Source organism: Gloeocapsopsis sp. IPPAS B-1203, from assembly GCF_002749975.1.
Lineage (GTDB): Bacteria > Cyanobacteriota > Cyanobacteriia > Cyanobacteriales > Chroococcidiopsidaceae > Gloeocapsopsis.
In genome coordinates, this window is the sequence record NZ_PEIG01000001.1 from 436,152 (window position 1) to 460,857 (window position 24,706).

Annotated in this window: 27 protein-coding genes; 15 read left to right on the forward strand and 12 right to left on the reverse strand. The window is 42.0% G+C overall.

The genetic code is table 11. The features are described from left to right. Positions 1-22 precede the first annotated feature (22 nt). The 6 genes from trxA to CSQ79_RS02000 all read left to right on the forward strand — a co-directional run bounded on the left by trxA (position 23) and on the right by CSQ79_RS02000 (position 5,255). Positions 23-370, forward strand: coding sequence for a thioredoxin (trxA, locus tag CSQ79_RS01975; RefSeq protein ID WP_099699507.1), 348 nt, complete (start codon positions 23-25; stop codon positions 368-370). Positions 371-570: 200 nt separating this feature from the next. Further along, entirely contained in the window at positions 571-1,023 is a 453-nt protein-coding gene (locus CSQ79_RS01980) for a DM13 domain-containing protein (RefSeq protein WP_099699776.1), read from the forward strand. A gap of 300 nt (positions 1,024-1,323) precedes the next feature. Then, positions 1,324-2,037 (forward strand): DUF4079 domain-containing protein, encoded by a 714-nt coding sequence (locus tag CSQ79_RS01985; protein WP_099699508.1) that lies wholly within the window; start codon positions 1,324-1,326, stop codon positions 2,035-2,037. Continuing rightward, positions 2,037-3,443: a sensor histidine kinase gene (locus CSQ79_RS01990; RefSeq protein WP_502693902.1), complete on the forward strand. Its 1,407-nt coding sequence runs from the start codon at positions 2,037-2,039 to the stop codon at positions 3,441-3,443. The genes CSQ79_RS01985 and CSQ79_RS01990 overlap by 1 nt, the downstream gene beginning before the upstream one ends. A 5-nt stretch (positions 3,444-3,448) precedes the next feature. Then, positions 3,449-4,147 (forward strand): response regulator transcription factor, encoded by a 699-nt coding sequence (locus CSQ79_RS01995; protein WP_099699510.1) that lies wholly within the window; start codon positions 3,449-3,451, stop codon positions 4,145-4,147. Between the two features lie 88 nt (positions 4,148-4,235). Further along, positions 4,236-5,255, forward strand: a complete 1,020-nt coding sequence (locus tag CSQ79_RS02000) for a hypothetical protein (protein ID WP_099699511.1) — start codon at positions 4,236-4,238, stop codon at positions 5,253-5,255. 109 nt (positions 5,256-5,364) lie between these two features. On the opposite strand, the gene CSQ79_RS02005 is transcribed toward CSQ79_RS02000, so the two are convergent. Next, on the reverse strand, positions 5,365-7,401 hold the full coding sequence (locus CSQ79_RS02005; RefSeq protein ID WP_099699512.1) for a di-heme oxidoredictase family protein: 2,037 nt from the start codon (positions 7,399-7,401) through the stop codon (positions 5,365-5,367). A 144-nt stretch (positions 7,402-7,545) separates the two neighbouring features. Then, positions 7,546-8,388: a carbohydrate ABC transporter permease gene (locus tag CSQ79_RS02010; protein ID WP_099699513.1), complete on the reverse strand. Its 843-nt coding sequence runs from the start codon at positions 8,386-8,388 to the stop codon at positions 7,546-7,548. 189 nt (positions 8,389-8,577) lie between these two features. Between CSQ79_RS02010 and CSQ79_RS02015 the strand changes: the two genes are divergently transcribed. Further along, on the forward strand, positions 8,578-9,276 hold the full coding sequence (locus tag CSQ79_RS02015) for an aldehyde oxygenase (deformylating) (protein ID WP_099699514.1): 699 nt from the start codon (positions 8,578-8,580) through the stop codon (positions 9,274-9,276). Between the two features lie 190 nt (positions 9,277-9,466). Then, the gene (locus tag CSQ79_RS02020; protein WP_099699515.1) at positions 9,467-10,486 is read left to right on the forward strand and encodes a long-chain acyl-[acyl-carrier-protein] reductase; all 1,020 of its coding nucleotides are present in this window, start codon (positions 9,467-9,469) and stop codon (positions 10,484-10,486) included. Between the two features lie 24 nt (positions 10,487-10,510). Here the strand turns inward: CSQ79_RS02020 and CSQ79_RS27285 are convergent, their stop codons facing one another. Next, the gene (locus CSQ79_RS27285) at positions 10,511-10,678 is read right to left on the reverse strand and encodes a hypothetical protein (RefSeq protein ID WP_289500284.1); all 168 of its coding nucleotides are present in this window, start codon (positions 10,676-10,678) and stop codon (positions 10,511-10,513) included. Between the two features lie 86 nt (positions 10,679-10,764). On the opposite strand from CSQ79_RS27285, the gene CSQ79_RS02025 reads away from it, so the two are divergent. The 3 genes from CSQ79_RS02025 (at position 10,765) to folE (ending at position 13,618) form a co-directional block, all read left to right on the forward strand. Beyond that, a complete protein-coding gene (locus tag CSQ79_RS02025) occupies positions 10,765-11,742 on the forward strand; it encodes an acetyl-CoA carboxylase carboxyltransferase subunit alpha (RefSeq protein WP_099699516.1) in 978 nt (325 codons plus the stop codon). Between the two features lie 304 nt (positions 11,743-12,046). Further along, positions 12,047-12,769, forward strand: coding sequence for an SDR family oxidoreductase (locus tag CSQ79_RS02030; RefSeq protein WP_099699517.1), 723 nt, complete (start codon positions 12,047-12,049; stop codon positions 12,767-12,769). Positions 12,770-12,898: 129 nt separating this feature from the next. Beyond that, complete coding sequence (gene folE, locus CSQ79_RS02035; protein ID WP_099699518.1) at positions 12,899-13,618, forward strand: GTP cyclohydrolase I FolE; 720 nt, start codon at positions 12,899-12,901, stop codon at positions 13,616-13,618. On the opposite strand, the gene CSQ79_RS02040 is transcribed toward folE, so the two are convergent. Next, on the reverse strand, positions 13,536-14,243 hold the full coding sequence (locus CSQ79_RS02040) for a phosphoribosylanthranilate isomerase (protein ID WP_099699519.1): 708 nt from the start codon (positions 14,241-14,243) through the stop codon (positions 13,536-13,538). The two genes, folE and CSQ79_RS02040, sit on opposite strands and share 83 nt — an antisense overlap. A 118-nt stretch (positions 14,244-14,361) precedes the next feature. On the opposite strand from CSQ79_RS02040, the gene psaK reads away from it, so the two are divergent. Next, complete coding sequence (gene psaK, locus CSQ79_RS02045) at positions 14,362-14,643, forward strand: photosystem I reaction center subunit PsaK (protein WP_099699520.1); 282 nt, start codon at positions 14,362-14,364, stop codon at positions 14,641-14,643. Positions 14,644-14,756: 113 nt separating this feature from the next. On the opposite strand, the gene CSQ79_RS02050 is transcribed toward psaK, so the two are convergent. Both CSQ79_RS02050 and CSQ79_RS02055 read right to left on the reverse strand, forming a co-directional pair. Then, the gene (locus CSQ79_RS02050; RefSeq protein WP_099699521.1) at positions 14,757-15,722 is read right to left on the reverse strand and encodes a ferredoxin family protein; all 966 of its coding nucleotides are present in this window, start codon (positions 15,720-15,722) and stop codon (positions 14,757-14,759) included. Between the two features lie 43 nt (positions 15,723-15,765). Beyond that, positions 15,766-15,990, reverse strand: coding sequence for a hypothetical protein (locus CSQ79_RS02055; protein WP_099699522.1), 225 nt, complete (start codon positions 15,988-15,990; stop codon positions 15,766-15,768). A 544-nt stretch (positions 15,991-16,534) separates the two neighbouring features. Here CSQ79_RS02055 and CSQ79_RS02060 point away from each other — a divergent pair. Further along, positions 16,535-17,731, forward strand: coding sequence for a site-2 protease family protein (locus tag CSQ79_RS02060; protein ID WP_099699523.1), 1,197 nt, complete (start codon positions 16,535-16,537; stop codon positions 17,729-17,731). Between the two features lie 42 nt (positions 17,732-17,773). Here the strand turns inward: CSQ79_RS02060 and CSQ79_RS02065 are convergent, their stop codons facing one another. Together CSQ79_RS02065 and CSQ79_RS02070 are read right to left on the reverse strand one after the other, a co-directional pair. Beyond that, complete coding sequence (locus CSQ79_RS02065; protein ID WP_099699524.1) at positions 17,774-18,691, reverse strand: YegS/Rv2252/BmrU family lipid kinase; 918 nt, start codon at positions 18,689-18,691, stop codon at positions 17,774-17,776. 383 nt (positions 18,692-19,074) lie between these two features. Continuing rightward, positions 19,075-19,299, reverse strand: a complete 225-nt coding sequence (locus tag CSQ79_RS02070) for a hypothetical protein (RefSeq protein WP_289500293.1) — start codon at positions 19,297-19,299, stop codon at positions 19,075-19,077. Between CSQ79_RS02070 and CSQ79_RS27290 the strand changes: the two genes are divergently transcribed. After that, positions 19,298-19,435 (forward strand): hypothetical protein, encoded by a 138-nt coding sequence (locus tag CSQ79_RS27290; RefSeq protein WP_289500295.1) that lies wholly within the window; start codon positions 19,298-19,300, stop codon positions 19,433-19,435. The two genes, CSQ79_RS02070 and CSQ79_RS27290, sit on opposite strands and share 2 nt — an antisense overlap. A gap of 111 nt (positions 19,436-19,546) precedes the next feature. Then, a complete protein-coding gene (locus CSQ79_RS02075) occupies positions 19,547-20,434 on the forward strand; it encodes an ATP adenylyltransferase family protein (protein ID WP_099699525.1) in 888 nt (295 codons plus the stop codon). On the opposite strand, the gene CSQ79_RS02080 is transcribed toward CSQ79_RS02075, so the two are convergent. From CSQ79_RS02080 to CSQ79_RS02095, 4 genes are all read right to left on the reverse strand, one after another. Next, positions 20,431-21,582, reverse strand: a complete 1,152-nt coding sequence (locus CSQ79_RS02080) for an ABC transporter ATP-binding protein (RefSeq protein ID WP_289500297.1) — start codon at positions 21,580-21,582, stop codon at positions 20,431-20,433. The genes CSQ79_RS02075 and CSQ79_RS02080 overlap by 4 nt on opposite strands. Positions 21,583-21,768: 186 nt before the next feature. Next, positions 21,769-22,854, reverse strand: coding sequence for an ABC transporter substrate-binding protein (locus CSQ79_RS02085; RefSeq protein WP_099699526.1), 1,086 nt, complete (start codon positions 22,852-22,854; stop codon positions 21,769-21,771). A 97-nt stretch (positions 22,855-22,951) separates the two neighbouring features. After that, on the reverse strand, positions 22,952-23,839 hold the full coding sequence (locus CSQ79_RS02090) for an ABC transporter permease (protein WP_289500301.1): 888 nt from the start codon (positions 23,837-23,839) through the stop codon (positions 22,952-22,954). Further along, a complete protein-coding gene (locus CSQ79_RS02095) occupies positions 23,836-24,690 on the reverse strand; it encodes an ABC transporter permease (protein ID WP_099699527.1) in 855 nt (284 codons plus the stop codon). The genes CSQ79_RS02090 and CSQ79_RS02095 overlap by 4 nt, the downstream gene beginning before the upstream one ends. Between the last annotated feature and the right edge of the window lie 16 nt (positions 24,691-24,706).

Sequence of the window (24,706 nt, forward strand, 5' to 3'; positions counted from 1 at the left end):
ACATCAACAAGGCTAGTAACTTATGTCAGATAATACCAAATATATCACTCTAACAAACGACAACTTCCAGCACGAAGTGCTAGAGAGTGCAGTACCAGTTTTAGTAGACTTTTGGGCACCCTGGTGCGGACCTTGCCGCATGATAGACCCGATTATCAGAGAAGTTGCAGCTGATTTTGCAGGTATAGCCAAAGTCGGTAAATTGAATATTGACGATTATCCAGAGCTGGCGACAGAGTACAACATCAATGCAATTCCTACATTAGTATTTTTCCAGAAAGGGCAAGTTGTAGAGCAGATTGCGGGTGTCATACCAAAGCAAGCGATCGCGCAGCATCTCAATACTTTATCTGCGATAGAAGCTGTCTAAAGGAAACTATTTAGAGGGATGAGAAATTATTCTTATCCCTTTACTTTAATAGCTCAAGTGAAAAATTCAACAAGATTAGTGATGAGAATTTGCTGAGAGGAAAGTGAGTGCTTTCCTACTAACTTCTCAATTGGAATTAATTCTACATCTACGACAAGCTTATACATTGTCATCAGTAGATGTTATTCAAATTAAAACCAATGAAATTGAATTATTTAGTCCTTAGTATTGCTACTGTTTTATCAGTTGGCAGTTTTAGCGGATTACCTACAACCTCACCAGTTCAAGCAGCACAAGTAGCTATAGTGAAATCGGGTAACTTCATCGCAGCAGAACACCCAACTGAGGGTGTAGCTCGAATTGTAACTGAAAATGGTAGACGCTATTTAGAATTTGACCAAGCATTTATGTCTGATATGGGTCCTGATTTGTACGTTATTCTGCATCGTGCTGCTACCTTACCAAAAGGTGGTCTAAAAGAGCAAGATTACATATCACTTGGTCGCTTACAAAAATTAAACGGAACTCAACGTTATAGCGTTCCTCAAGATATTAATTTAGCAGATTATCAATCTGTAGCTATTTGGTGTAGACAATTTAATGCTACATTCGGCTATGCACCACTACAAACAGCAGCACAAGCCAACCGCTAGCACTACTTTGTTAAGCGATCGCATACACCACAAACTCCTTTTAGCTACACCAGAACTTACGTAGTAACAATGCAATTCTGATAAAAAATTACGTAAGTTCTCCTTAATCTTATTAAGACTAAATACACACAGTAAGATCAAAATTTTAATAAACATCTCTCTTTAAATCTTTTCTTTGTGTACTACTCTGCGGGAAGGTTGCGCCAATGTGGTAGCCTACGGCAAGCCGAAGCAGGTCTATGCTTCAAAAAACATTACAAAACGCACCGAGAAAATCTAAGCTTTTTCTAGAGGATTCCTATGGTAGAAATCAGTGATGCTTTAAGGTTATTGCATCCAGCGATCGCAATTATTTTTGTATTTCCAATTATTGGTATTGTCGTCAACTTAGCCTGGCAAACTCGGCAGCGTCGCTTACATAGTAAACAAAGTAAAATTCCACCAATTGTCGGGGCAGAGCATAATAGAATAGGTCACTGGTTAACCACAGCAGTTGTCAGTATTACATTACTAGGATTAACTCACCCAATTGTCAAAAATATTCTCAGCAATCAACTTATTACTAAGCAACCATTTCAAGTTATATTTATAGTATTAATGTTTGCTGCTACTATAACTTCCTTAATCTTACTTTATCAAGCAAAACAGCGTCTTTGGCGGGGAATATTTGCGACACTTACAGGTGCAGGTTTAATCATTTTAGGCAGTCAAGATGGAGTCTTTCGCCGAACGAATGAGTGGTATTTATCGCATTATTATATTGGGATGGCAGCAGCGATATTAATGATTTTTTCGTTAGCAATTGCACCAGATATTTACAAAGATCGTTCGCAGCGTTGGCGGAAAATTCATACAATTTTAAACTGTATTGCGCTTTTGCTATTTATTGGACAAGGAATCACAGGAACAAGAGATTTGCTAGAGATTCCCTTAAGCTGGCAAGAGTCGTATATTTATCAGTGTGATTTTGCAAATAAAACTTGTCCGACACCAACACCAGGAAACAGTGGGTGATAGCAAGAATTAGGAACATTTGGCGAATTGACCCTTTTTCATTGCGCGTACGCTTGACAATAGGTATTGCTGCTGTTTCTGCTTTGGGATTAGGTAGCGTTGCTGTTTGGACAACATGGCAAATGCAGCAAATTCTCATTGGTTCGCACAAGCGTCATGTGGAAGATATTGCTGGGCGTTTACCGCGTGATGCTGAAATATACAGTGAAATGTTTCTAGTCGCAACTGGCGTTCAAAAAGCAATTGATAATCTCACAGCTAGTCAAACTTTCTTGTGGGTCAATTTTTTTGATGGAACAAACCAAGCTAAATCTACAAATTTCAATTCCACAGATGCTACAGCGATCGCATTATTATCACTGCGTCAGGTTTCAACTAGCCCGCAAGTTTACGTAATTAATAACCGCTACTTTGTGATGTGTGCTAGAACTTTGCGCGTTAATGGCAATTCCTTAGGACAGTTATTTGTAGCGCAAGATATTTCTGACGAACAGACAATGTTTTTAACAGTAGTGAAGGGTTTGGGTGTTACTAGTCTACTTATACTAATAGCTATCACGGGTGCGATCGCACTTTACATTCAACGTTCGCTAAAGCCATTAATGCAGATTAATCAACTCGCGGCAAAGGTTTCTGCCACCGATTTGGGACAAGCAAAACTACAATGCGATCGCGCACCTACTGAGGTTAGAGAGTTAGCCCGTACCTATAACATGATGTTAGAGCGTCTCGCCGCCGCTTGGGAACAACAGGAACAGTTTGTTAGTAATGTTTCCCATGAGTTGCGTACGCCACTCACAATTGTCCACGGTTATTTGCAAAGTGTTCTTCGACGCGAGACTAACCTGACGACAATACAGCGTGACGCTTTAGAAACCGCAGCCTCAGAAGCAGATCGTACAATTCGTTTGTTACAAGACTTGCTAGACTTAGCACGGGCAGATAGCGGTCATTTACACTTTCATATAGAACCCATCGTACTCAATGCACTAGTAGCCGAAGTAGTAGGAATGGCACGGCAATACAGCAATCGAGAAATTGCGATTGAGGCGACTGGTGAAATTATAGTTTTAGCAGATCGCTATCGTTTAAAACAAGTTTTGCTAAATTTGATCGATAATGCGGTCAAGTACTCTGACTCTAGCCAACGAATTGCATTAAAATTAGACCAACTGGAACAAGCAAGAATTCAGGTGTGCGATCGCGGTGTAGGTATTCCTTTACAACAGCAAGCCCGTATCTTTGAGAGATTTTATCGAGTTGATGAATCGCGTTCTACGAGTGGTTATGGTTTAGGTTTATCAATTGTCAAAACCCTTGTAGATGGAATGGGTGGGTGTGTTACAGTCTCTTCTAGACTGGGTGAAGGCAGTGTCTTTACTATCACTTTACCAATTGCTGCATAACAACCATGACAGCACATATTCTGTTAGTAGAAGACGAAATTAAACTAGCTAAGTTCGTTCAGATGGAACTAGCCTATGAAGGCTATCGCCTCAGCGTAGAACATGACGGACTAGCAGGGTTAATTGCAGCACGCGAATTACATCCCGATTTAGTGATTTTAGATTGGATGTTACCAGGAATATCAGGATTAGAAGTTTGCCGCCGCTTGCGGATTCACGGAGACAAAGTACCAATTATTTTACTCACTGCCAAGGATGATATTAGCGATCGCGTTGCAGGCTTAGATGCAGGTGCTGATGATTATGTTGTTAAGCCTTTTAGTGTTGAAGAATTACTCGCAAGAGTCCGCGCACACCTACGACGTACTCAAGACATAGATCCTGATATACGCCAATTTGCAGATTTGAAGTTAAATCGCCGCACTAGAGAAGTTTATCGAGGTACGCGATTAATTGAATTAACAGCAAAAGAATTTGACTTACTAGAATATCTCCTTGCTCATCCCCAGGAAGTGATTACGCGCGATCGCATTCTGGAAAAAGTTTGGGGTTACGACTTTATGGGCGACTCTAACATTATTGAAGTTTACATCCGCTACTTGCGTCTCAAGCTAGAAGCCAACAAAGAACCGCGCCTGATTCAAACTGTACGTAGTGTTGGTTATGTATTGCGCGAGAGGAGTGAAGGAGTGATTAGTGGCTAGTAGCTAGTGAAATGATGAGTGGCTAGTTAATATTTCCTATAACGGTAGAGCGTGTAATAATAATCCAGCTGTTATGCGATCGCTTTTCATGTCATCTTCTGATATTGATCTTGTTGCTGCCTTAGAGGAACAGACTAATTTAAATTTTCAACTTCCCGATCCTGAAGATGAACAAATTCCCGAGATGGAATTTCAACGCCAGGTAGATACTGCATGGCAAGTCTGCGATCGCTTTGATTTACAAACTGAAATTTGGCGAGGGCGGATTTTACGTGCAGTTCGCGATCGCGAGAAGAAATACGGTGATGCGCGAGGAAGTGGCTTTCTCAAGTGGCTGCAAGAACGAGAGATCAGTAAAAGTCAAGCATATTCGATGATTCAGCTTGCCAATAGTGCAGATACGCTCATGGAACAAGGACAACTCGATCCTGATACTGTGCGCTGCTTTAGTAAACGGGCGTTTATTGAAACCGCTAAAGCCGAACCTGAAATTCAGCAGTTGATTACCGATGCAGCAAAAAAAGGCGATCGCATTACGCGCCGAGAAGTTCGTCAGCTAGCCGATGAATTCACCGCCATGTCATCCGATTTACTTCCGGATACTGTCAAAGCCAAAGCCGCAGACAATACGCTTCCTAGCCGCTATCTTGCCCCGCTAGTGCGAGAAATGGAGAAACTACCACAGTCACACCAAACAGTATTTCGCGAGGAAGTTGCCGCGAATCCTGACGTCGATACACTCAAACAAGTCACATCTGAGGCGCGTTATCTCGCCAAGTATCTAGATGCAGCAACTAATGTTCAAGCACTTGATGAGGAGTCAGTGGACTTAGAAAGGGCGCTAGAAGAAGCGTTAAGACTAGGCTGTATTAATGTTGCTGCCGATCTTGTCAATCAAGCCTCGCAATTAGAGCAAACAATTGCCAAACTTTACAACACTTGGAAAAAAATCGGTAGTTTAGCCGATCGCCTGTATGTTGATACTGGAGCAAGTACGCCAAATTTGCGATCGCTCTTAAATTGCTTAGAACAACTCGGCGGTGAAGTCGTCGAAGTGCAACTCGGTAGCGGAGAACGTACCATTCGCCTGCAAATTCAAGAAGAATAATCAGATAAGCCAGTAAAAATCAACCTAACTTCAAAGCTGGTAATTGGTAATTGGTCATTGGAATAATACTCATCAAATTACCGATTACCTATTAGCTGTTACCCATTACCTAAAAACGACCAGGATTGTCATCTAGTGCCAACAAAAAGTTGACTAAGTCAGTTTGCTGTGCTGGAGTAAAACCAGCAGATGAGTCTACATAAAAGTGATGACCAGTTCCATCAAGATTAGATCTGACTAAAGCAGAGTTAGCTTTATTAACTGCAACGACTTGAGCGCGAAGATTGCGATCGACTAACGCGCGTAAGCTACTCGCAGCATCCGCAGGTTTACCAATACTCAATGTACCTGTCAATCCTAAGCCAGTTGGATCAACTACACTAAAACGACCATCCGACCTGACTTGTAATGCTCCTGAGCGGACTGCGACTCCACCATCATGTAAATAGGGCGCACTCAAATAAAGTCCACGTAAAGGAGTTGTTTTATAGCCACCATCAGGTAACAAACCTTTTGGTAAACTTGTGGGACTATCACTAATTCCCGCTGTTGGTACATCCAAAACTTCAGCATTAGCAGGAATTGGCACAGGATTGTTAAAAGTGTAAATTTTAGGCGGTACGAGCAGATTATTCAAGTCAAGGCGAGATTTAGCACGGGCAGGATTAGTATTTATTTCTCGTAGTGGGTGAATTACGTTGTCTGTAAAGAACGGTGGAATGTGGCACGTTGCACAGTTAGCTTGCTCGAAAACTTTAGCTCCTCGCTGTACTGAACCGCTTTGCAGTGCTTGCTGATTTTCCCGACTGCGATTTGGTGGCGGAACCAGGCTATTTTGCCAAGCTGACATTGCATTTGAGGCAAACAAGAAAGGTCCACTTCCAATGTCTTGAGAATTCGTATTCGGGCTGAAAATTAATCCATTATAAGTAAACAAACTAGGTTTCAGTTGAGGATAATTACCTGTACCTGGTGCTGGAATTTGTGCTTCTAGCTCGGCTTTTAAGGGGTCTGGAGCAATCAAACGTAACCATTGTGAGGGTTTAATCGGTGGTCCCCATTTAGGTAAACGCAGCAGCGGATCAACCGCATTTTGCAGCACAACTCCTAAATAAACTTCTGGGTCAATTCCCAGCGTTTGAGCACTTAATTGCGCGGCTGCTAGCAAATTAATTTCTGAGGAATGCACTCCATTGTTGATAGCACTAAGCCCAGCAAAAGGTCCAACTGCAAACTGACCATCAGCTGCATATGGATGAGTTTTGAAAGTAAAGACATTAGGGATTTGTGTTGTGTTACTAATACCATCAGGTGAACTTTCAAATTGACCCAAGGGTATATCGAGTACTGCATCGTCAAACGCAGCCTCAATTTTTTGCGGATCGGGTAACTTAACTAAGTTATTACGGCTATCGATGATTGTTCTGCCATTGCCTTGATACTTAGGATCAAGCGGATTAATCTTTAATCGTGCAAAACCTGCCGCTGAGTTCGGTGCTAAAGCAACAAAGAATGAAGCATTCAAATCTCCATTAGGTACTCCTTTTAAACGTTTACCAGTATTGGTGGTAGCAATATGGCAAACTGCACAAGTAATATTGCCATCTGTTTTCAAGCCTAAGGGAAAAATAGCTCCCTTCTCAATGTCTAAACCAGTATTAACAGTGCTTCCTTTAGGATATGTATGGCTGCCTAAAGTTAAGTTTTTCTTAAGAGTAATCTGTAAATTAGTTGTTGGCTGACCGTGGAGTTTCAAAATTGCTTCGGTGACTTCTGGTAAAATTTGAGCAAAGCCAATGCTGAATCCGAACACTCGTTGAAACCCTAAAGTATCGCCAATTTTGCGATTGAAAAAGATATTCTCGCCACTATCAAGCAACTGTTGAGTAATTTTGACTGCGCCAATGCGCTCGTAAGCACCAGGCGAATTCGGATCAATTCCTTTTTGACGTATGAGTTGTTCTGCTTGTCGCGGGTTAAGTAACTTACCAAAATAATCGTAGTAACCTAAAGGTTGTGTAGGTGCAGGTTGTAGTAGTGCTTCAGTTGCTCTTACTGGTGGCTGTAGTAAGAAGTCTGAGAGAAAAACCGCAGCTACTGTAACTACAACAATCAGGACAAACAGCGATTTGTAGCGCCAACGCATATATGCCCCCTCGATTAATTTAAATTAAGGGTTAAAAAATTTTGTCATAGAAAATTTTTGTAAGCATAATATAACTAACTGTTATCAGGGATACAATTTTTTGCAATGAATCTTTAGCGATCGCCTTCAAAATAAATACATTAACTAATTTTTAATTCCTGTTGTAGCGATGCCGCGAATAAATTGCCGTTGACCAAAGAGAAACAGAATAACAACAGGAATTGTAGCGATCGCGACTGCTGCCATTAGTAAAGGCCAGTTATTTGTAAACTGTTCTTGAAACTCTGCTAAGGCAAGTTGTACCGTTCTTAACTCTGGTCTTGTCGTAAAAACCAAAGGCTTAAATAAATCGTTCCATTCCCCGATAAAAGTAAACAAAAAGAGCGTTACCAAGGCTGGGCGTGATAATGGCAACATCACCCGCCATAGAATCTGCCACCGATTCGCACCATCCAACGCTGCCGCTTCTTCTAACTCGATCGGAATTGTTAAAAAGTACTGCCGCAGTAAAAAAATCCCAAAACCATTTACTGCTGTTGGGAGAATCAAAGCCCCATAAGTATTAATTAGATGTCCCCACTTGAGAACTAAGAAAATTGGTATCACTAATAACTGAAAAGGAATCACCAGTGTCGCTAAAACAATCAACAGTACTACCTGCCGACCTTGGAATTTTAATCGCGCTAGCGCATATCCCGCCAAGGCTGAAGAGATTATCTGAAAAGCAGTAACAGCAAGTGCGACAAGTGTAGAGTTAGCAAATGCAAGCAGGAACTTGCCTTGCTGCCAGGCGTCTTGGTAATTAGTTAAAGACCAACTATTTTGTGGAATTAGTGCTGGGGTCGCTCCTTCTGGAGCAAAGGAGGTGAGAAAAACTATTCCCAGAGGTAGTAGTACAAGAACCACACCTAGTAGTAAAACAACTAAGTTAACTACTTCTAATGTGGATTCACTGGTGGTGCTGTTATTGAGATTTTTTTTAGGCATTGTTACTGATTTCGCCTTATGCTTTTATAGGTATTGATATTTTTTTAAATTAAAAAATATTTCATGACCAAACGTAACGTAGCGCATCGAGATTTGTTAAGTTAAATTTAACCATCAGCTTTACACTTGAGTTGCCAAGTTGACCAAGCTCGTATTAGTTGATTTACGTAAATAGGAGATAAAAGACCTATGCAGCAGCTGGCTGCCACCACCGCAGAACTTGATTTCCACAGCGAAACCTACAAGGACGCTTACAGTCGCATCAATGCGATCGTGATTGAAGGGGAGAAAGAAGCCCATGAAAATTACATCCGATTAGCGGAACTGCTGCCAGAACACAAAGAGGAACTGATTCGCTTATCGAAGATGGAGAACCGCCACAAAAAAGGTTTTGAAGCCTGTGGGCGTAATCTTCAAGTCACACCAGATATGCAGTTTGCGCAAGAGTTCTTTGCTCAATTGCACCAAAATTTCCAAAAAGCAGCCGAGTCAGAAAATGTAGTTACTTGCTTACTCATTCAATCTCTCATTATCGAATGCTTTGCGATCGCTGCTTACAATATCTACATTCCTGTTGCTGATGACTTTGCCCGTAAAATTACTGAAGGTGTAGTTAAAGATGAGTACAGCCACCTTAACTTTGGTGAAGTGTGGTTGAAAGAACACTTTGAAGAATCTAAAGCTGAACTCGAACAAGCAAACCGCCAAAATCTTCCCATCGTTTGGAAAATGCTTAATGCAGTTGAAAACGATGCCCATACCTTAGCAATGGAAAAAGAAGCTCTGGTAGAAGATTTTATGATTCAGTACGGTGAAGCGTTGAGTAATATTGGCTTCACTACCCGCGATATTATGCGGATGTCAGCATACGGACTTACAGCTGCATAAAACTTACCAAGGTGCAGGGGTGGTAAGCTCTGCCTCTGTATCAGTTTCACTGCATTGCTTAAACGTATCATCGCGCAAGTATGCCGAGTCCGAATTCGGCATTTCTGTGTGATATCTGGGGGAAATCATCCCTCAATTTCACACTATTAATTTTTCTAATAGCAGCCATAGGTCTAATACAGCACAATAAATGTTTGGTCTAATCGGTCATCTTACTAGTTTGGAACACGCCCAAGCAGTAGCTAAGGAGTTAGGCTACCCTGAATACGCAGATCAAGGGCTTGATTTTTGGTGCAGCGCTCCGCCCCAAATCGTAGATACTATCAAAGTTACAAGCATTACTGGTCAAATAATTGAAGGTCGGTATGTAGAATCTTGCTTTCTTCCAGAAATGCTAGCTTCACGCCGTATCAAAGCAGCAACGCGGAAAGTACTCAACGCTATGGCTCATGCGCAAAAGCATGGTATCAATATCACGGCTTTGGGCGGTTTCTCCTCGATAATTTTTGAAAATTTTAACTTGTACCAAAATCGACAAGTGCGTAATGTGCGGCTGGAGTTTGAGCGGTTTACGACTGGTAATACACACACAGCTTATATTATTTGCCGCCAAGTTGAACAAGCCTCTAGAAAGCTAGGCATTGAACTCTCAAAAGCAACCGTTGCAGTGTGTGGTGCTACAGGTGACATTGGCAGTGCAATCTGCCGTTGGTTGGACGCTAGAACAGATGTAGCAGAGTTGCTATTAATTGCCCGCAATCAAGAGCGATTACAACACTTGCAATCAGAACTCGGTCGTGGCAAGATTCTGAGCTTAGACGAAGCTTTACCTCAAGCAGATATTATCGTCTGGGTAGCCAGTATGCCCAAGGGAATGGAAATTGATCCTACAACGCTGAAGCAACCCTGTTTACTCATTGATGGTGGTTATCCTAAAAATTTAGTCACCAAGGTGCAGTATCCAGGTATAAGTGTACTTAATGGTGGGATTGTAGAGCACTCGCTTGACATTGACTGGCGAATTATGAGCATAGTGAATATGGATGTTCCAGCCCGCCAGCTATTCGCTTGTTTTGCTGAGTCGATGCTACTAGAATTTGAGAAGTTACATACTAACTTTTCTTGGGGACGTAACCAAATTACAGTAGAAAAGATGGAACAAATCGGTCAAGTATCTGTAAAACATGGTTTTCGTCCTCTACTAGTGTAGGAAACAGGGGTAAGGAGGAGCCAGTTACGTGCGGAGGTGTCCTCCGTTGAGGAGCCACTGCGTTGCGGGGGTTCCCCTCGTTGTAGCAAGTGGCGTCAAACTGGCGTTAAGGGGCGAGGGGCGGCGAGTGACTGGTGGAAGTGTGGGAGTGTAGGAGAGTGGGAGTGTGGGAGTGTAAAAGATAATTGTCAACTTCCCTCATACCCAACTGCCCGCTTACTCGCCTACCGCCTACCCAACTACCCACTTACCCAACTCTTTCTGAACCCCGACTCACTATGGCAACTACTGAGCGCAAACCGCTACTTCTAGACTTCGAGAAGCCGCTGATTGAACTTGAATCACGAATTGAGCAAATTCGCGAACTTGCGGCAGAAAATGGCGTCGATGTTTCCGAGGATATTCGCCAATTGGAAGCCCGCGCCATGCAACTACGACAAGAAATTTTTAGTAGTCTTTCGCCTTCGCAGAAACTGCAATTGGCACGACACCCACGCCGCCCAAGTACTTTGGATTACATTCAAGCAATTAGTGATGAGTGGATGGAAATGCATGGCGATCGCAGAGGCACTGACGATCCGGCTTTAGTTGGTGGAGTGGCAAAGTTGGCAGGACGCGCTGTTGTCATGTTGGGGCATCAAAAAGGTCGCGATACGAAAGATAATATTGCCCGTAACTTTGGGATGGCATCTCCTGGAGGTTATCGTAAGGCAATACGGCTCATGGAACACGCCAATCGATTTGGAATGCCGATCTTGACGTTTATTGACACGCCTGGCGCTCTACCAACAGCAGAAGCGGAATACAAAGGTGCAGGCGAGGCGATCGCTTATAATCTGCGTGAAATGTTTCGTTTTGAGGTGCCGATTATTTGTACTGTTATCGGCGAAGGCGGTTCTGGGGGAGCTTTGGGTATTGGTGTAGGCGAGCGTTTACTGATGTTTGAACACTCAGTTTATACGGTTGCCACTCCTGAAGCTTGCGCGGCTATTCTCTGGAAAGATGCTGCCAAAGCATCTCAAGCTGCAGTTGCTTTAAAAATTACAGCTCCAGACTTGAAAAATCTGGGTATTCTCGATCAACTCTTACCTGAACCAAGTGGTGGCGCACATTCTGATCCGCTTAGTGCAGCGACAATCCTTAAGCAAGCATTAATTGAAAACTTAGAAACTTTATTGCAAATGAATGGTCAAGAGCGACGTAAAATGCGCTACCAGAAATTTCGCAGACTAGGTGTTTTTACTGAATTATCTTAAGAAGTTTCATCAATTGCGATCGAGAAAGCAGGTGATATAATTACCTTTAGCGCGTAAAGAAACTTTACAAACAGCGCACCTGCAGAACAAATCATCTTGCTACAGGTCTGTAGTGAGGGTTGCTCATGGCAACTTGCTTGTGAGCAATCTGTTATTTGTCAATTCATCTGCACTCAAGCAGTTAATTTAGGTTACTCTATGCCAGAAGAACACTAATCTAAGTCTTAGAAACGATTAATCTATCTAGAGTAAGAAGTTGAGATAATGAGGAAGCAATGCCACTTCTTCAAGGAAACAGGAATTCATGAATTTGGCGAAAAGTAAAAGCGCCTTGATTACTGGTGCAAGTAGTGGAATTGGAAAAGCAACAGCTTTAGCATTTGCTAAGGTGGGAATTGATGTTGCACTAGTGAGCCGTTCTCAAGAAAAATTAGCGGCTGTAGCTAGTGCAGTGCAGCAAACAGGGGTAAAAGTTACAGCATGTCCACTCGATTTAGCTGATGTTGAACAAGTGCGAGAACAGATCAGCGCGATCGCAGCGGATTTCAAGGTAGATATTTTAGTCAATAGTGCTGGAATGGGATACACCGGAAATCTAAGTGAAACACCATTAACTGACTGGCAAGCAGTGATGAACTTGAATCTGACAAGTGTATTTCAATGCATTTTGGGAGTTTTGCCAATAATGCGCGATCGCGGCACAGGTACCATCATCAACGTTGCTTCTATAGCTGGCGTGCAGCCTTTTCCTAGTTGGGGTGCTTACTCTGCTAGTAAGGCTGGATTAATTGCACTTTCTAAAACCTTAGCCGCAGAAGAACGCCAGAATGGTATTCGCGTTACAACTATTTGCCCAGGTGCAGTCGATACTGAACTCTGGAACAGCGATACTGTAAAAATTAAACTTGAGCGCTCAGCAATGTTGACGCCAGAAAGTGTAGCCCAGTCAATTCTCCACACAGTACTACTGCCACAACAAGCAGTTATTGAGGAATTAACCTTAATGCCTAACGCAGGCGTTTTGTGAAGCGATCAGGAATAAACATACACTATCAACCTTCAGACACTGGCTGTAGGATTGACAATTACGGCTGAATGTGTTATAGGTCACAACCCTAAACATTAATTATACAAACCTTAACTGAAACTTGAGATCATGACTATTGGATTCTCTGGCGGTTCTTCCCGCTCTAACTCGCCTCTAATGCCAGATAGCTTAGAAGATAAAATTAATCGTATTGCAACAAGACCAGATCGCAATACTCAAAACGGTAAAGAAGCTAAATTGCAGCCACCTCCAGAAGATCTTGATGAAAAGATGGTGGACGCAGTACGCACAATGTTATTAGGCGTGGGAGAAGATCCAGATCGCGAGGGGCTTTTAAAAACTCCTAAGCGTGTTGTTGAAGCAATGCATTTTCTCACTAGTGGTTACAATCAATCGCTAGAAGAACTCGTCAATGACGCCATCTTTGACGAAGGTCACAATGAGATGGTACTGGTAAGAGACATCAATTTCTTTAGCTTATGCGAGCATCATATGCTGCCGTTTATGGGCAGAGCACACGTTGCATATATCCCGAATGAAAAAGTTGTGGGACTAAGTAAGCTAGCTCGTATTGTCGAGATGTACTCGCGTCGCTTGCAAGTGCAAGAACGTCTGACACGTCAAATTGCCGAAGCTGTACAAACGATTTTAGAACCCCAAGGCGTTGCTGTCGTGATGGAAGCAACACATATGTGTATGGTAATGCGTGGTGTTCAAAAACCAGGCTCCTGGACAGTTACCAGTGCTATGGTAGGCGTATTTCACGACGAGCAGAAAACTCGTGAGGAATTTTTGAATTTAATTCGGCATCAGCCAGCGTTTTTCTAGCTGCTAGTTGTCGAAATAATTGGGCAACTTTTATTAAATCTTTGTCACCAGGGGCGCGTTCTACACCACTTGATAAATCAATACCATCAGGTTTTAACCGATCAAGAGCATCGTTGACGTTTTCTGGAGTTAATCCGCCAGCAAGTAACCAAGGGCAACTTGGGCAGAATTGCTGTAAAGTTATCCAGTCAATAGTTTTTCCAGTACCACCCAGCATCTGAGGGTGGTAGGCATCGAGCAAAAGTGTGTCTACGCAGTCTACATAAAAATTTGTTTGAGCTAAAGCTTGTGAATTACGCACTCTTAAAGCTTTGATGATTTCGACCCCAGTGGGTAACGATTGACGGAGTCGAGTGCAAAATTCTGGAGATTCGTCACCATGTAATTGGACACCAGTAAGATCTCCATCTGTAACGACCTGGAAAATTTCTGCACAAGTTGTATTTGCAAAGACACCAATACGCTCAAAGTGTTGTGGTATTCGCGACACAATAGCTTGAATTTGCGTAGCAGTGATGTAACGGGGAGATGCCGGTACGCAGATAAACCCTAGCGCTGTTGCACCTAGTTGGGCGATCGCTTGTCCTTGTTCTGGTTTTGTAATTCCGCAGATTTTAACTCGCATTAAGTTTTGTATCAAAAATAGCTTGTAACTGTTAACTCTTAAAACAGAGACTTTGTGTGTCCTAACGAAATTTGATAATCCTTAATTATTAATATCGTTTTGTTTAGGAGAGAGAAACTTGACTGACTTAATTTTACTAGCAGCAGTGCAACCAACAGTTCCTGACACTCTAAGGTGGAGTTGGACAGGAACGGCAATTATTATTATTGCCTCTGTGTTGATTTTATTCATTGCTGGTCGGACAATTCGCTATCCTCAAGTTGGTCCTAAGATGCCACTACCGTTCCCATCGCTATTTAACAATCCTAGTGTAGGTACAGTCCTCGGTTCTGTGAGCTTAGGTCATATTGTTGGCTTCGGTATTATCCTAGGACTCAATAACATTGGCGTTCTTAAGTAGACTATATCTACGTCATCATTCCCTGTTTATTCGCAATTAACAAGCAGTAGCGGTGAGGATTTCCTCCCGCTTTATTTGTGCTGAAATCAACAAAAGTGACGCCGATGGCTCATCTACATAGGTACACAACAATCTGTCAGTGCCTCAACTCGATATTGCTCCACCAATGAAGCTTTTTCACTATTGCAGGAACCCTTTAGGTATACTGTTTTTGATTTATCTAATAAAATAGTTGCTGTGTAGCGATGGCGATCGCCTTCTGGAGTATCTGCCACTATCTCAACCTGGTTAAAGCTTTCATCTTCGTTGTGCTCTAACACGCGACCTTCTATTCGATAGTCAAACCATTGCCATCTGTAAGTAACGATTAGTTCTCGTTCTAGAATTTGAGCCGCCCAAGGCAGCCTACCACAGCCTCGATATTGTTGAGCAATCCAGTCAAGTCTCCCCGTTTGCGTCAGAATTGACCGCAGTGATTCTGGCGTCAGGTAGCCATAGTAACGAGCATCAGGAAAAGTGACTGCTGTGGGAGCCATCCGGTGTCCGCCAATATGACTGGCTTGCCAGACGCGAATGCGATCTAGCGATCGCTCCTCCACAATCTTCAATGCTTGGTGATAGATTGGGTTGCCAAAGCGAGAACAGCAGCGATCGCGGCTACCGTGAGTACAAATCAAGATATCTTTTGTAGGGTTGTCAATCGGAAGTGCATCCGTTGCTTCACCCATCACATACTGCTTAACTAGAGGGGCAACATCTTGCATATCCGCAAGATGAAATTCTTGTTTGACATATCCTGTTGACAGTCCCGATTGTTTGCGAAAGATCAAAATAGTGAGATTGTCTTGCTTTAGGCGTTCATTGTAGATGAGCAAAAACCGAGTTTGGAAGCGATCGTACTCTTCGTCAATTTCGTCAGCGAGTTCGCGTAAGTTATCTGGAATTCCGCTAGATTCTAAATCGTAGGATGCCCAGGGAGGAGGACATTCAATCGCTACATAAATGTGATGCTCGGAGGCAGAACCGATAATATCTACTCCAGATTGGCGCGAGTGCTCAGCGCACAAAAAATTTTCCATAAGCTAATTGTTTTACCAAAATGTAGACAAAGAAGGATGAGCATTAGTGTATTTGTTGGCGATCGCTAACGTGACTAATTTCGGCATTTAGCAACTCTTGCACATTATCCACAATCAAATCAGCCGCGATCGCTCCGCGAATTCGGCTCCAGAGTTGATAATCTACAAAATAAACCTGATTGTTTTGATAGGCACAAAGCGATCGCAAGACAGCATTTTGCTGCCATCGTTCTCGTTCAGCGTCTACTGTATTGTTAGATGCAGTCATGACAAAATTCCATCACTTCAGATGAATTGCAGAATTCTTGTTCTAGGACATCCTGCCAAAGATGGGCGTAGTCTTCCTCTGAAATAGTAAGGGTCACAACAAACTCCAGATGACAGACTCAAATGGGTGACAAATGCAAATTATTATCATTTATTTATGCTTAAGCGTCAACCGCATTAGCCTGCTGTATACTTTTAACTCTATATTTGGAGTAAAACTATAAACTCAAAGTCTTCTGCTAGAGCGTTAGGTGAGTGCTACCAAGCGATCGCTTCCACTACTTTTATTTAAGGAAACCAATCTCCGCGTCCGTGTCAGCCATCTGTAGCAATCTCAAAATGACTTAGCATAACTCCTCAAGGTACGGATTCCTCGAAATAACTGGAGTAGTAGTGAGTCAGAGTGATTGTCTATTCTAGAAGTAAGGTGAATTACAAATCTATAATTGCTGGATAACTCACATCTGAGCGGTGAAAATCTTGACAAAGTCTAGCAAGTATGCATGGATTGTCTGCCTTAAAGTGCTGAGTTTTAGGAAAATTTCATGCAAACAAGTTGGCGAATAGGATCTTTATTTGGCATTCCGCTGTTATTAGACCCTTTGTGGTTCGTAATTTTGGCAGTAGCAACGCTTAACTTTGGTTTATCTTACCAACAGTGGGGAGCAACATTAGGCTGGAGTGCGGGAATTATTACTGCGTTGTTGTTATTTGGTTCAGTTCTATTACACGAACTCGGTCATAGTTTAGCAGCGCGATCGCAAGGCATTAATGTCAAATCGATTACATTATTTCTCTTTGGTGGTATTGCCGCAATTGAGGAAGAATCAAAAACACCAGGACAAGCATTTCAAGTTGCGATCGCAGGTCCTACGGTGAGTGTTATTTTATTTGTGCTACTGAGTGCGATCGCCTATCTCTTACCAACAGGTAGCTTGTCGAGTACACTGATCGGCGACTTGGCGAAAATTAACTTAGTGTTGGCTATCTTTAATTTAATTCCAGGCTTACCTTTAGATGGGGGACAAGTCTTAAAAGCCGCTGTATGGAAAGTGACTGGCAATCGCTTTCAAGCAGTACGCACTGCTGCTAGCGCTGGACAAATCTTAGGTTGGAGTGCGATCGCATTAGGTTTTGCGATTGATTTCATGACTGGTGAGTTGGTTTCTGGGTTGTGGATTGTGCTGCTGGGGTGGTTTGGTATCCGTAATGCGACAGCTTATAAAAATATCACTTCATTACAAGAAGCGTTACTCACATTACAAGTAAGTGACGCCATGAATAAGGATTTTCGAGTTGTCGATGCAGACTCAACACTACGTCAGTTTGCAGACTTGTTTCTTCTCGCACCTAAAGCAACGCAAGTCTATTTTGCAGCTTCAGATGGACGCTATCGCGGAATAGTGTCAGTAGACGATCTGCGCCTGATTGAACGCAGTCAGTGGGAAACTCAAACTCTACATAGCATTGCGCGTCCTCTCACAGAAATTCCTACTGTGACAGAAGCAACTTCAATTGCAGACACAATCAATCAACTTGAAAATCAACAGCTACAACAAATTACCGTACTTTCTCCTGCTGGGGCGGTTGCGGGTTTAGTGGATAAAGGTGATATCGTGCGGACACTAGCAGAAAAGTTAAAGTTACGCATTGTAGATGCAGAAATCAAGCGCGTTAAAGAGGAAGGTACTTATCCTCCAGGATTACCACTTAGTGCGATCGCTAAAGCAGCCAGTAAATAAATTTGGACAAGAGGTTAGAGGATAGTAGGCGTTCCTTTAACCTCAATCTTTGCTTATCGTTGCTACACTTGGCACAAATATATTCAAGCTATTAGGAATACACTCAATTTCTATAGGCGTCGTTCCCATTAAATTACCATCCAACACGACCGGCTGCGGAGGTGCTGTATTAATCTTGATGTGTCTGGCGCGGAGATGATTGACATTATCAAGTTCTACAGCACTATCGTTAAAGCCTGATTTGAGGAGATGGTAAAGTGCGATCGCTCCTTCAAGGCGAGATTGCGGAGACGTTATTGTAATATCTAAAAGACCATCATCAGCATAAACTCCTGTAGTACCATGCGCTAGTACAGAAGTTGGTGGCGCTGAGTTTGCAACTGTTACCGCTGTTACTTGTTGGATTGCGACTGTTTGTGATTCAGTTTCAACTCTAGTTTCAAAAGGTTTCATACCTTGCCAAAATTGTTTGACTCCAGCCAAGATATAAGCTAAAGCCCCGAAACGATTTTTTGCTTCTGAGTCAGCTTGTTCAATAGTTTTCGCTTCAAAACCAATTCCAGCAAGTAGTACCATTGGTCTGTTATTGCACAAAGCCGTATCTACTAAACGAGTGTTACCTGCTAAGATGACTTGACACGCAGCTTTGAGAGTGCTGGGAATACCAAGATAAGCTGCAAAAGCATTAGCAGTTCCTCGCGGAATAACGCCAAAAGGAATGTCTGTATTAATTAAAGCTTCCGCTGCTGCTGAAACTGTGCCGTCACCTCCAGAGGCAATAATGACCTCAGCACCATTTTCGACAGCTTGATGTGCTAACTGATTAGCACTGACTTCGGGAGTTGTAAAATAAACATTTAAGTTAAACTCCGGCTCTAACATCGCACGGATTTCTAACAACTCTTGTTCATCACGTTGGTCTGAAGCAGGTTTAAAAATAAGATAAGCTGAGCGAGACATAAGCAACGAATTTTAACTGGAATTCAAAAACAGAAATTGCTGTGATTTAGGACTATGAAGGCAGGTAGTAGTGCACATTGCCCAAGCAACCATGCGAAGACTCAGTATCGTCTTTTGCTCAATGTTTAAGCCAGAAGCAGCGTAGATAAACTACAAGACTTAACTTAATAAACTGACAAAAAAGCTATGAAAAGAAATCATACTAAAGGTGGGTGAAATGCGTAAAAATCACCTCAAATTATCCATAGTATGACGATTCAGGGAATAGAGTTAGTGAAAATAAACGGCACTTAATAGCTGTAAATAGTTGATTGTTCGTAGGGGAATTATTGAGACATCAACAATAAACCATGAATTTAGTTAAATAGTTGTCAAAACTTCAGCTAGAGTGCAAAATAGTTGGTCGATATGTTTTTTCTCAATAATTCAGTGGTGAAGATCAAGAAAAATTGGCGATTTGCCCCAATTCCACCAACAGCACCAAAATTCACACTATGATAAGCATGTTTTCTGCCAATTAACCGCTGACACGAAGCTTCATCATGTATCCAGTGGTAGGCGATCGCTATTTTCAATGCAGTATCTATTGCTTCTGAAGCCGAATTCATGAAAAAAGCACGATTCAACCCCCAAAAGGCAGTTCTGTCAATTGGGTTGCAAATTCAAACGCCCTTGGATACCCCATCTGAAACGCGGGTGCAAAACCAACCGCATTGCTGCCAAGAACTAGATTTGTGTGTTTGAATCTGTTGCCAGAATTTAGGGAATTGGTATGTTAGACGGTCTGTCGCCAATTCATTTACCGGACTCAAAAAAATTTACAATGCCTGATGGAGAATCAACGCAGAAAGAACAGTGGTATTAGAAGCTGGTAAATTGTGGACAAGGGTAATTGAGCAAACTGAGTATGCTTTACATACGGGCGCACTTCAGTCTATTCCCACAGATTATGAGTTTGTAGAACAAAACGGTATCAGTTTCCTTGTCCGCACGTTGTCAAACTTGGTACGAAAGGATGAGGTGAAAAAGCAGCAGGAAGATAGCACTTCTGCTGGCAAGGATTTTAATCCATTCTTACCTTACGAAGAAGATTTATTTGTTGCAGATATTTCTGACACGCATTTGTGTCTGTTGAATAAGTATAACGTTGTCGATCATCACTTGCTGATGATTACTCGTGATTTTGAGGATCAGGAAAACTGGCTTAACTGGCGCGATTTTCAGGCGATGTGGATTACCTTAGCAGAGATTGATGGTTTAGCGTTCTATAACGGTGGAAAGATTGCTGGTGCGAGTCAAAAACATAAACATTTACAACTTGTACCCTTACCGCTTGCTGAGAAAGTAAATTTACCAATTGAAAGGGCGATCGCTACTGCTAAGTTTACAGATTCTATCGGTACATCATCAATATTCCCCTTTGTTCATGCGATCGCTTTGTTAGATCCTAGTTGGACACTCGATACCGCTGCTACAGCAACGCTAGAATGCTATCAAAACCTGCTTCATGCTGTTGGACTCAACACAAATCAATTTAAAAGCGACAAGCAATCAGGTGCTTATAATCTACTTGCAACACGACAATGGATGTTAGTTGTACCGCGTCTTCAAGAAAGTTTTGAGTCAATATCAGTTAATTCATTAGGATTTGCCGGATCGCTGTTTGTCCGCAACGATGAGCAAATGCAGATCCTCAAACATTATGGTCCAATGAGGATTTTGCAGCAAGTGACGAGTGGCTAGTTACTGGTGGCTAAAACTGTTGGCTTGACATTTTGGCGGTTGTATGAAGTGTAAGTAGATGAGTTTTCTGTAAGGATGCGGATGCTGTCTGGCGGTAGCTTGACTTTTACAGTGTCGCCAGAATTAAATCTATGGAGATCGCTGTAGTGAAGATTTTGCGATCGCACAATAATGCAACTCTGCTCAGTTAAACGCACAATATAACGCGTATCAGTGCCAATATAAACAGTTTCTTCTACCTTACCTTGCAAAGACTCATCGCTGTTAGCAGGGAAAATCACTACCTTTTCAGGACGCACAACTAAAGTGACAATACTATCTAGTGGTATTTCATCATCACAGCTGACGCATACTGGTAATTGTTCGTCAACTAAAATCGTAACTGCATCTAGATGACGCTTAATGACACGTCCGATTAAGAAATTTGTTTCGCCAATGAAATCGGCAACAAAGCGCGAAGTTGGGTTTTCGTAGATTTCAACCGGTGTCCCTACTTGTAATACCCGTCCTTGATCCATTACCGCAATGCGATCAGACATGGTGAGGGCTTCTTCTTGATCGTGAGTGACGTAGATGAATGTAATTCCTAAGCGTTGTTGCATCCGTTTGAGTTCGAGTTGCATTTCTTTGCGCAACTTCAAATCTAAAGCTCCCAAAGGTTCGTCAAATAATAGTACTGCTGGTTGTTTGATCAAAGCCCGCGCTAAGGCGACTCGCTGCTGTTGTCCTCCTGAAAGTTGACGCGGATAGCGTTTTTCCATTCCGGTGAGTTTTACTTGCGCTAATACTTCAGCCACTCGATTTTGAATTTCTCGGCGGGGGCGGTTCTCCATTTCGAGTCCAAAGGCGACATTCTGGGCTACAGTGAGATGCGGAAATAATGCGTAGTTTTGAAATACGGTGTTGACTGGGCGGTGAAAGGGTAAGCGATGTGACATTGGTTCGCCGTGAATAAAAATCTCTCCTGATGTGGGAGTTTCAAATCCAGCGATCGTCCGTAGTGTTGTTGTTTTACCACATCCTGATGGTCCAAGGAGGGAGAAGAATTCTCCTGAGGCTATTTGGAGATTAATGTTGTTGACGGCTAGGAAGTCTTTTTTTCCAGTGAATTTTTTGGAGAGTTGTTGGAGTTCGACTGCTGGTATCATTTGTTTGGTAGTGTAGCTTTTTAAGAAACGAACCACATTGGCGTAGCTTTCCCATAGGGTAGGCACAAAGGACACAGAGCAAGAAGACTAGAGAGGGGAAGGTTAGGATGATCGTATGCTCAATTCTATTCACTCGCTCCGGACTTCGTCCCGCTGCGCTAACGCCCCTCGCTCCTCATTAAAGTATTATTTGCCTACTGCGACTTTGACTTCGTTCCAGGCTTCGTCGTAGAGGGGTGTTGCTTGACCGACATCGTTGATGTATTTGAGTTTGGCGAAAACTTCAGGTGGAGGATAGATTGCAGGGTTTTGTAAGTCGGCTTCGTTAATTAGTCCTTTGTCTCTGGCTGTTTTGTTGGGCGAACCGTAGTGAATGAAGTTTGAAATTTTTGCCCCAACTTCGGGTTCTAAAATGAAGTTAATAAATCTTTCAGCAAGTTCTTTGTTAGGGGCGTTTTTGAGAACTACCATGTTATCTGTCCAAACGATTGTTCCTTCTTTAGGAATTGCATAGCGGATTTGCTCGTTTTCTTCCATAACTTGGAAAATATCACCACTCCACTCGTGGGTGAGATCGACTTCACCTTGATCGAGTAGAATTTGACCAGTATCGGGAACAAAAGCAGCGATCGCATCTTTATGCTTGACTAAAAAATCTCGTGCTTGCTGAATTTCTGCGGGATTAGTCGTATTGGGGTCGAAACCGAGATACATTAAAATTACACCCGTGGTATGGCGCATGTCATCCAGCCAAGCGGTTCTTCCCGCAAATTTAGGATCAAACATTGTTGCCCAGCTATCAATTTCTTGATTATTTGTTGCTGTAATGTTGTAACCAATTCCTAAAGTTCCCCATTGATAAGGCAAACTATATTTATTTTCTGGATCGTAGGGTGCATTCACAAATGTTGAATCAAGATGTTTCCTATTAGGAATATTCTCTAAATTTAATTCTTCTAATAAACCTTCATTGGTCATAATTGCGACCATGTAATCTCCAGGAAACGCAACATCATAGCCTGGATTTCCTGGCTGAATCTTAGCATAAAGGGCTTCGCTATTTTCATAAGTATCATACTTAATTTTAGCGTTAAACTCTTTCTCAAACTGAGTAAGAACTTCAGGTGCAATATAAGTAGACCAATTATAAACACTCAATACATTAGACGGTGTATTACCATCACTCACGTTTGTCTGGTTACTCCCACTACATCCGAGTGGTAATATTAAAGCAACAAAAAACAACACTACAAAACTCAAAATTCTTCTCATCATAGAACTCAAATCCTATTCATTACTTGATGAGTTAATCTCTCATGACTTCTCCTTTGCGCCTACCCTATGGGAAGGCTACGCCAATGTGGTTCGTTCACCTCAATTCTTTCGTCCCAACGACCAAAGCAGGTATTATCAACACCAAAGAAGCCAACAACATTAAACTAGAAATAGCATTAATCGCAGGTGTCACCGAAAATTTAATCATCCCGTAAACAAAAAGTGGTAAAGTTGTTGCACCAACTCCAGCGGTAAAGAAAGTCACAACAAAATCATCTAGAGAAAGTGTAAAAGCAAGCAAAGCACCACTAAAAATTGCTGGAGCAATTAGTGGTAAAATAACTTTCGATAATACTTTCCATTCATTAGCCCCTAAATCTAAAGCAGCTTCTTCTAGTGCTGGATCGAGTTCGGCTAAGCGCGCCCTGACAGTAATTGCAACAAAAGAAATATTAAAGGATACATGACCAACAATCATTGTAGGTAAGCCAAAATTCAATCGAATTCCTATAAAATTTTCTATTAACCTAAAGACTAAACTAAAGAAAACTAATAAAGAGATTCCCATTGTAATTTCTGGAATCACAATAGGAAGAAACAATAAACTATCAATAATCACTCGCCCAGGAAAGCGAAAACGTTCTAACGCAAGTGCGATCGCTGTTCCTAAGATTGTTGCTAGAAGTGTTGAAATCACAGCAACGAGTAAACTATTCTGTAATGCATCCCAAATTCGGGTATCAGTCACGTTCGCTGTTAATTGCGAGTCAGCTTGAAGTAAACCACGATACCAATCCAAAGTAAAGCCACGCCAAACAGCATTAAAACGCGATGTATTAAACGAGTAAATAACTAAAATCAGAATTGGCAAATAAATAAAAGCAAATCCTACTGCTGCATGGAGTAATAGCCAACGTTTACCAAGCGATCGCACCAATACATCAAACCTTCTTGAGGCATTATCTGACACAGAAATCGTCATGAGACTTCCTCAGATGTCCGAAAATAAACCAACACCGGAACTAAAACTACCACCATCAGCAACATCGAAAGTGCCGAACCAAAAGGCCAATTACGCGCTTGTAAAAACTGATTTTGAATCAAATTTCCTACCATCAAAGTTTTCGCACCACCAAGAATATCTGGTGTGACAAACGCACCTATAGCTGGAATAAAAACAAGTAAAGATCCTGCTACAATCCCCCGCATTGTTAATGGTAAAACGACACGTATAAAGCTGCGGATATCATTGGCACCCAAATCATATGCTGCTTCAACCAACGAGAAATTAAACCGATCCATTGTGGCATATAATGGCAAAATCATAAATGGCAAATAGCCATAAATTAAGCCCACTGTAACAGCAAAAGAAGTAAACAATAAATTTAGAGGTGCATCAATAATTTGAAAATTTTGTAGCGCTACATTAATCACCCCCTCTTGTCGCAAAAGCACAATCCAAGCGTAAGTACGCACCAAAAAATTAGTCCAAAAAGGAACAATTACCAGTAATACTAGAACATTCCGCCACCGCCCAGAACATGTAGCAATAAAAAATGCTAATGGATAACCAATAATTAAGCAAGTAACTGTCGTTATTAAAGCCAACCCTATCGAACGCCAAATAACTCCTAAATACAGTTCACTCGTCAGTCGTTGATAACTCTCTAAACTAAAACTCCAAACAACCCCGCCATACGTTCCCCGCTGCAAAAAACTGTACAGCAACACAATCAATAACGGCAGAATAAAAAATAGCAACAACCAAAAAGTTGCCGGAAATAACAGAAACGCCAAACTTCTACGCTTGTGAGATTCTATAGTTGATCTCATTATCCAAAATCAATCT

Excerpts from the sequence above, each read along its gene's own strand:
- trxA (WP_099699507.1), top strand. The coding sequence starts at position 23 with ATGTCAGATAATACCAAATATATCACTCTAACAAACGACAACTTCCAG.
- CSQ79_RS01980 (WP_099699776.1), top strand. The coding sequence starts at position 571 with ATGAAATTGAATTATTTAGTCCTTAGTATTGCTACTGTTTTATCAGTT.
- CSQ79_RS01985 (WP_099699508.1), top strand. The coding sequence starts at position 1,324 with ATGGTAGAAATCAGTGATGCTTTAAGGTTATTGCATCCAGCGATCGCA.
- CSQ79_RS01995 (WP_099699510.1), top strand. The coding sequence starts at position 3,449 with ATGACAGCACATATTCTGTTAGTAGAAGACGAAATTAAACTAGCTAAG.
- CSQ79_RS02000 (WP_099699511.1), top strand. The coding sequence starts at position 4,236 with ATGTCATCTTCTGATATTGATCTTGTTGCTGCCTTAGAGGAACAGACT.
- CSQ79_RS02005 (WP_099699512.1), bottom strand. The coding sequence starts at position 7,401 with ATGCGTTGGCGCTACAAATCGCTGTTTGTCCTGATTGTTGTAGTTACA.
- CSQ79_RS02010 (WP_099699513.1), bottom strand. The coding sequence starts at position 8,388 with ATGCCTAAAAAAAATCTCAATAACAGCACCACCAGTGAATCCACATTA.
- CSQ79_RS02015 (WP_099699514.1), top strand. The coding sequence starts at position 8,578 with ATGCAGCAGCTGGCTGCCACCACCGCAGAACTTGATTTCCACAGCGAA.
- CSQ79_RS02020 (WP_099699515.1), top strand. The coding sequence starts at position 9,467 with ATGTTTGGTCTAATCGGTCATCTTACTAGTTTGGAACACGCCCAAGCA.
- CSQ79_RS02025 (WP_099699516.1), top strand. The coding sequence starts at position 10,765 with ATGGCAACTACTGAGCGCAAACCGCTACTTCTAGACTTCGAGAAGCCG.
- CSQ79_RS02030 (WP_099699517.1), top strand. The coding sequence starts at position 12,047 with ATGAATTTGGCGAAAAGTAAAAGCGCCTTGATTACTGGTGCAAGTAGT.
- folE (WP_099699518.1), top strand. The coding sequence starts at position 12,899 with ATGACTATTGGATTCTCTGGCGGTTCTTCCCGCTCTAACTCGCCTCTA.
- CSQ79_RS02040 (WP_099699519.1), bottom strand. The coding sequence starts at position 14,243 with ATGCGAGTTAAAATCTGCGGAATTACAAAACCAGAACAAGGACAAGCG.
- CSQ79_RS02050 (WP_099699521.1), bottom strand. The coding sequence starts at position 15,722 with ATGGAAAATTTTTTGTGCGCTGAGCACTCGCGCCAATCTGGAGTAGAT.
- CSQ79_RS02055 (WP_099699522.1), bottom strand. The coding sequence starts at position 15,990 with ATGACTGCATCTAACAATACAGTAGACGCTGAACGAGAACGATGGCAG.
- CSQ79_RS02060 (WP_099699523.1), top strand. The coding sequence starts at position 16,535 with ATGCAAACAAGTTGGCGAATAGGATCTTTATTTGGCATTCCGCTGTTA.
- CSQ79_RS02065 (WP_099699524.1), bottom strand. The coding sequence starts at position 18,691 with ATGTCTCGCTCAGCTTATCTTATTTTTAAACCTGCTTCAGACCAACGT.
- CSQ79_RS27290 (WP_289500295.1), top strand. The coding sequence starts at position 19,298 with ATGAAAAAAGCACGATTCAACCCCCAAAAGGCAGTTCTGTCAATTGGG.
- CSQ79_RS02070 (WP_289500293.1), bottom strand. The coding sequence starts at position 19,299 with ATGAATTCGGCTTCAGAAGCAATAGATACTGCATTGAAAATAGCGATC.
- CSQ79_RS02080 (WP_289500297.1), bottom strand. The coding sequence starts at position 21,582 with ATGATACCAGCAGTCGAACTCCAACAACTCTCCAAAAAATTCACTGGA.
- CSQ79_RS02085 (WP_099699526.1), bottom strand. The coding sequence starts at position 22,854 with ATGAGAAGAATTTTGAGTTTTGTAGTGTTGTTTTTTGTTGCTTTAATA.
- CSQ79_RS02090 (WP_289500301.1), bottom strand. The coding sequence starts at position 23,839 with ATGACGATTTCTGTGTCAGATAATGCCTCAAGAAGGTTTGATGTATTG.
- CSQ79_RS02095 (WP_099699527.1), bottom strand. The coding sequence starts at position 24,690 with ATGAGATCAACTATAGAATCTCACAAGCGTAGAAGTTTGGCGTTTCTG.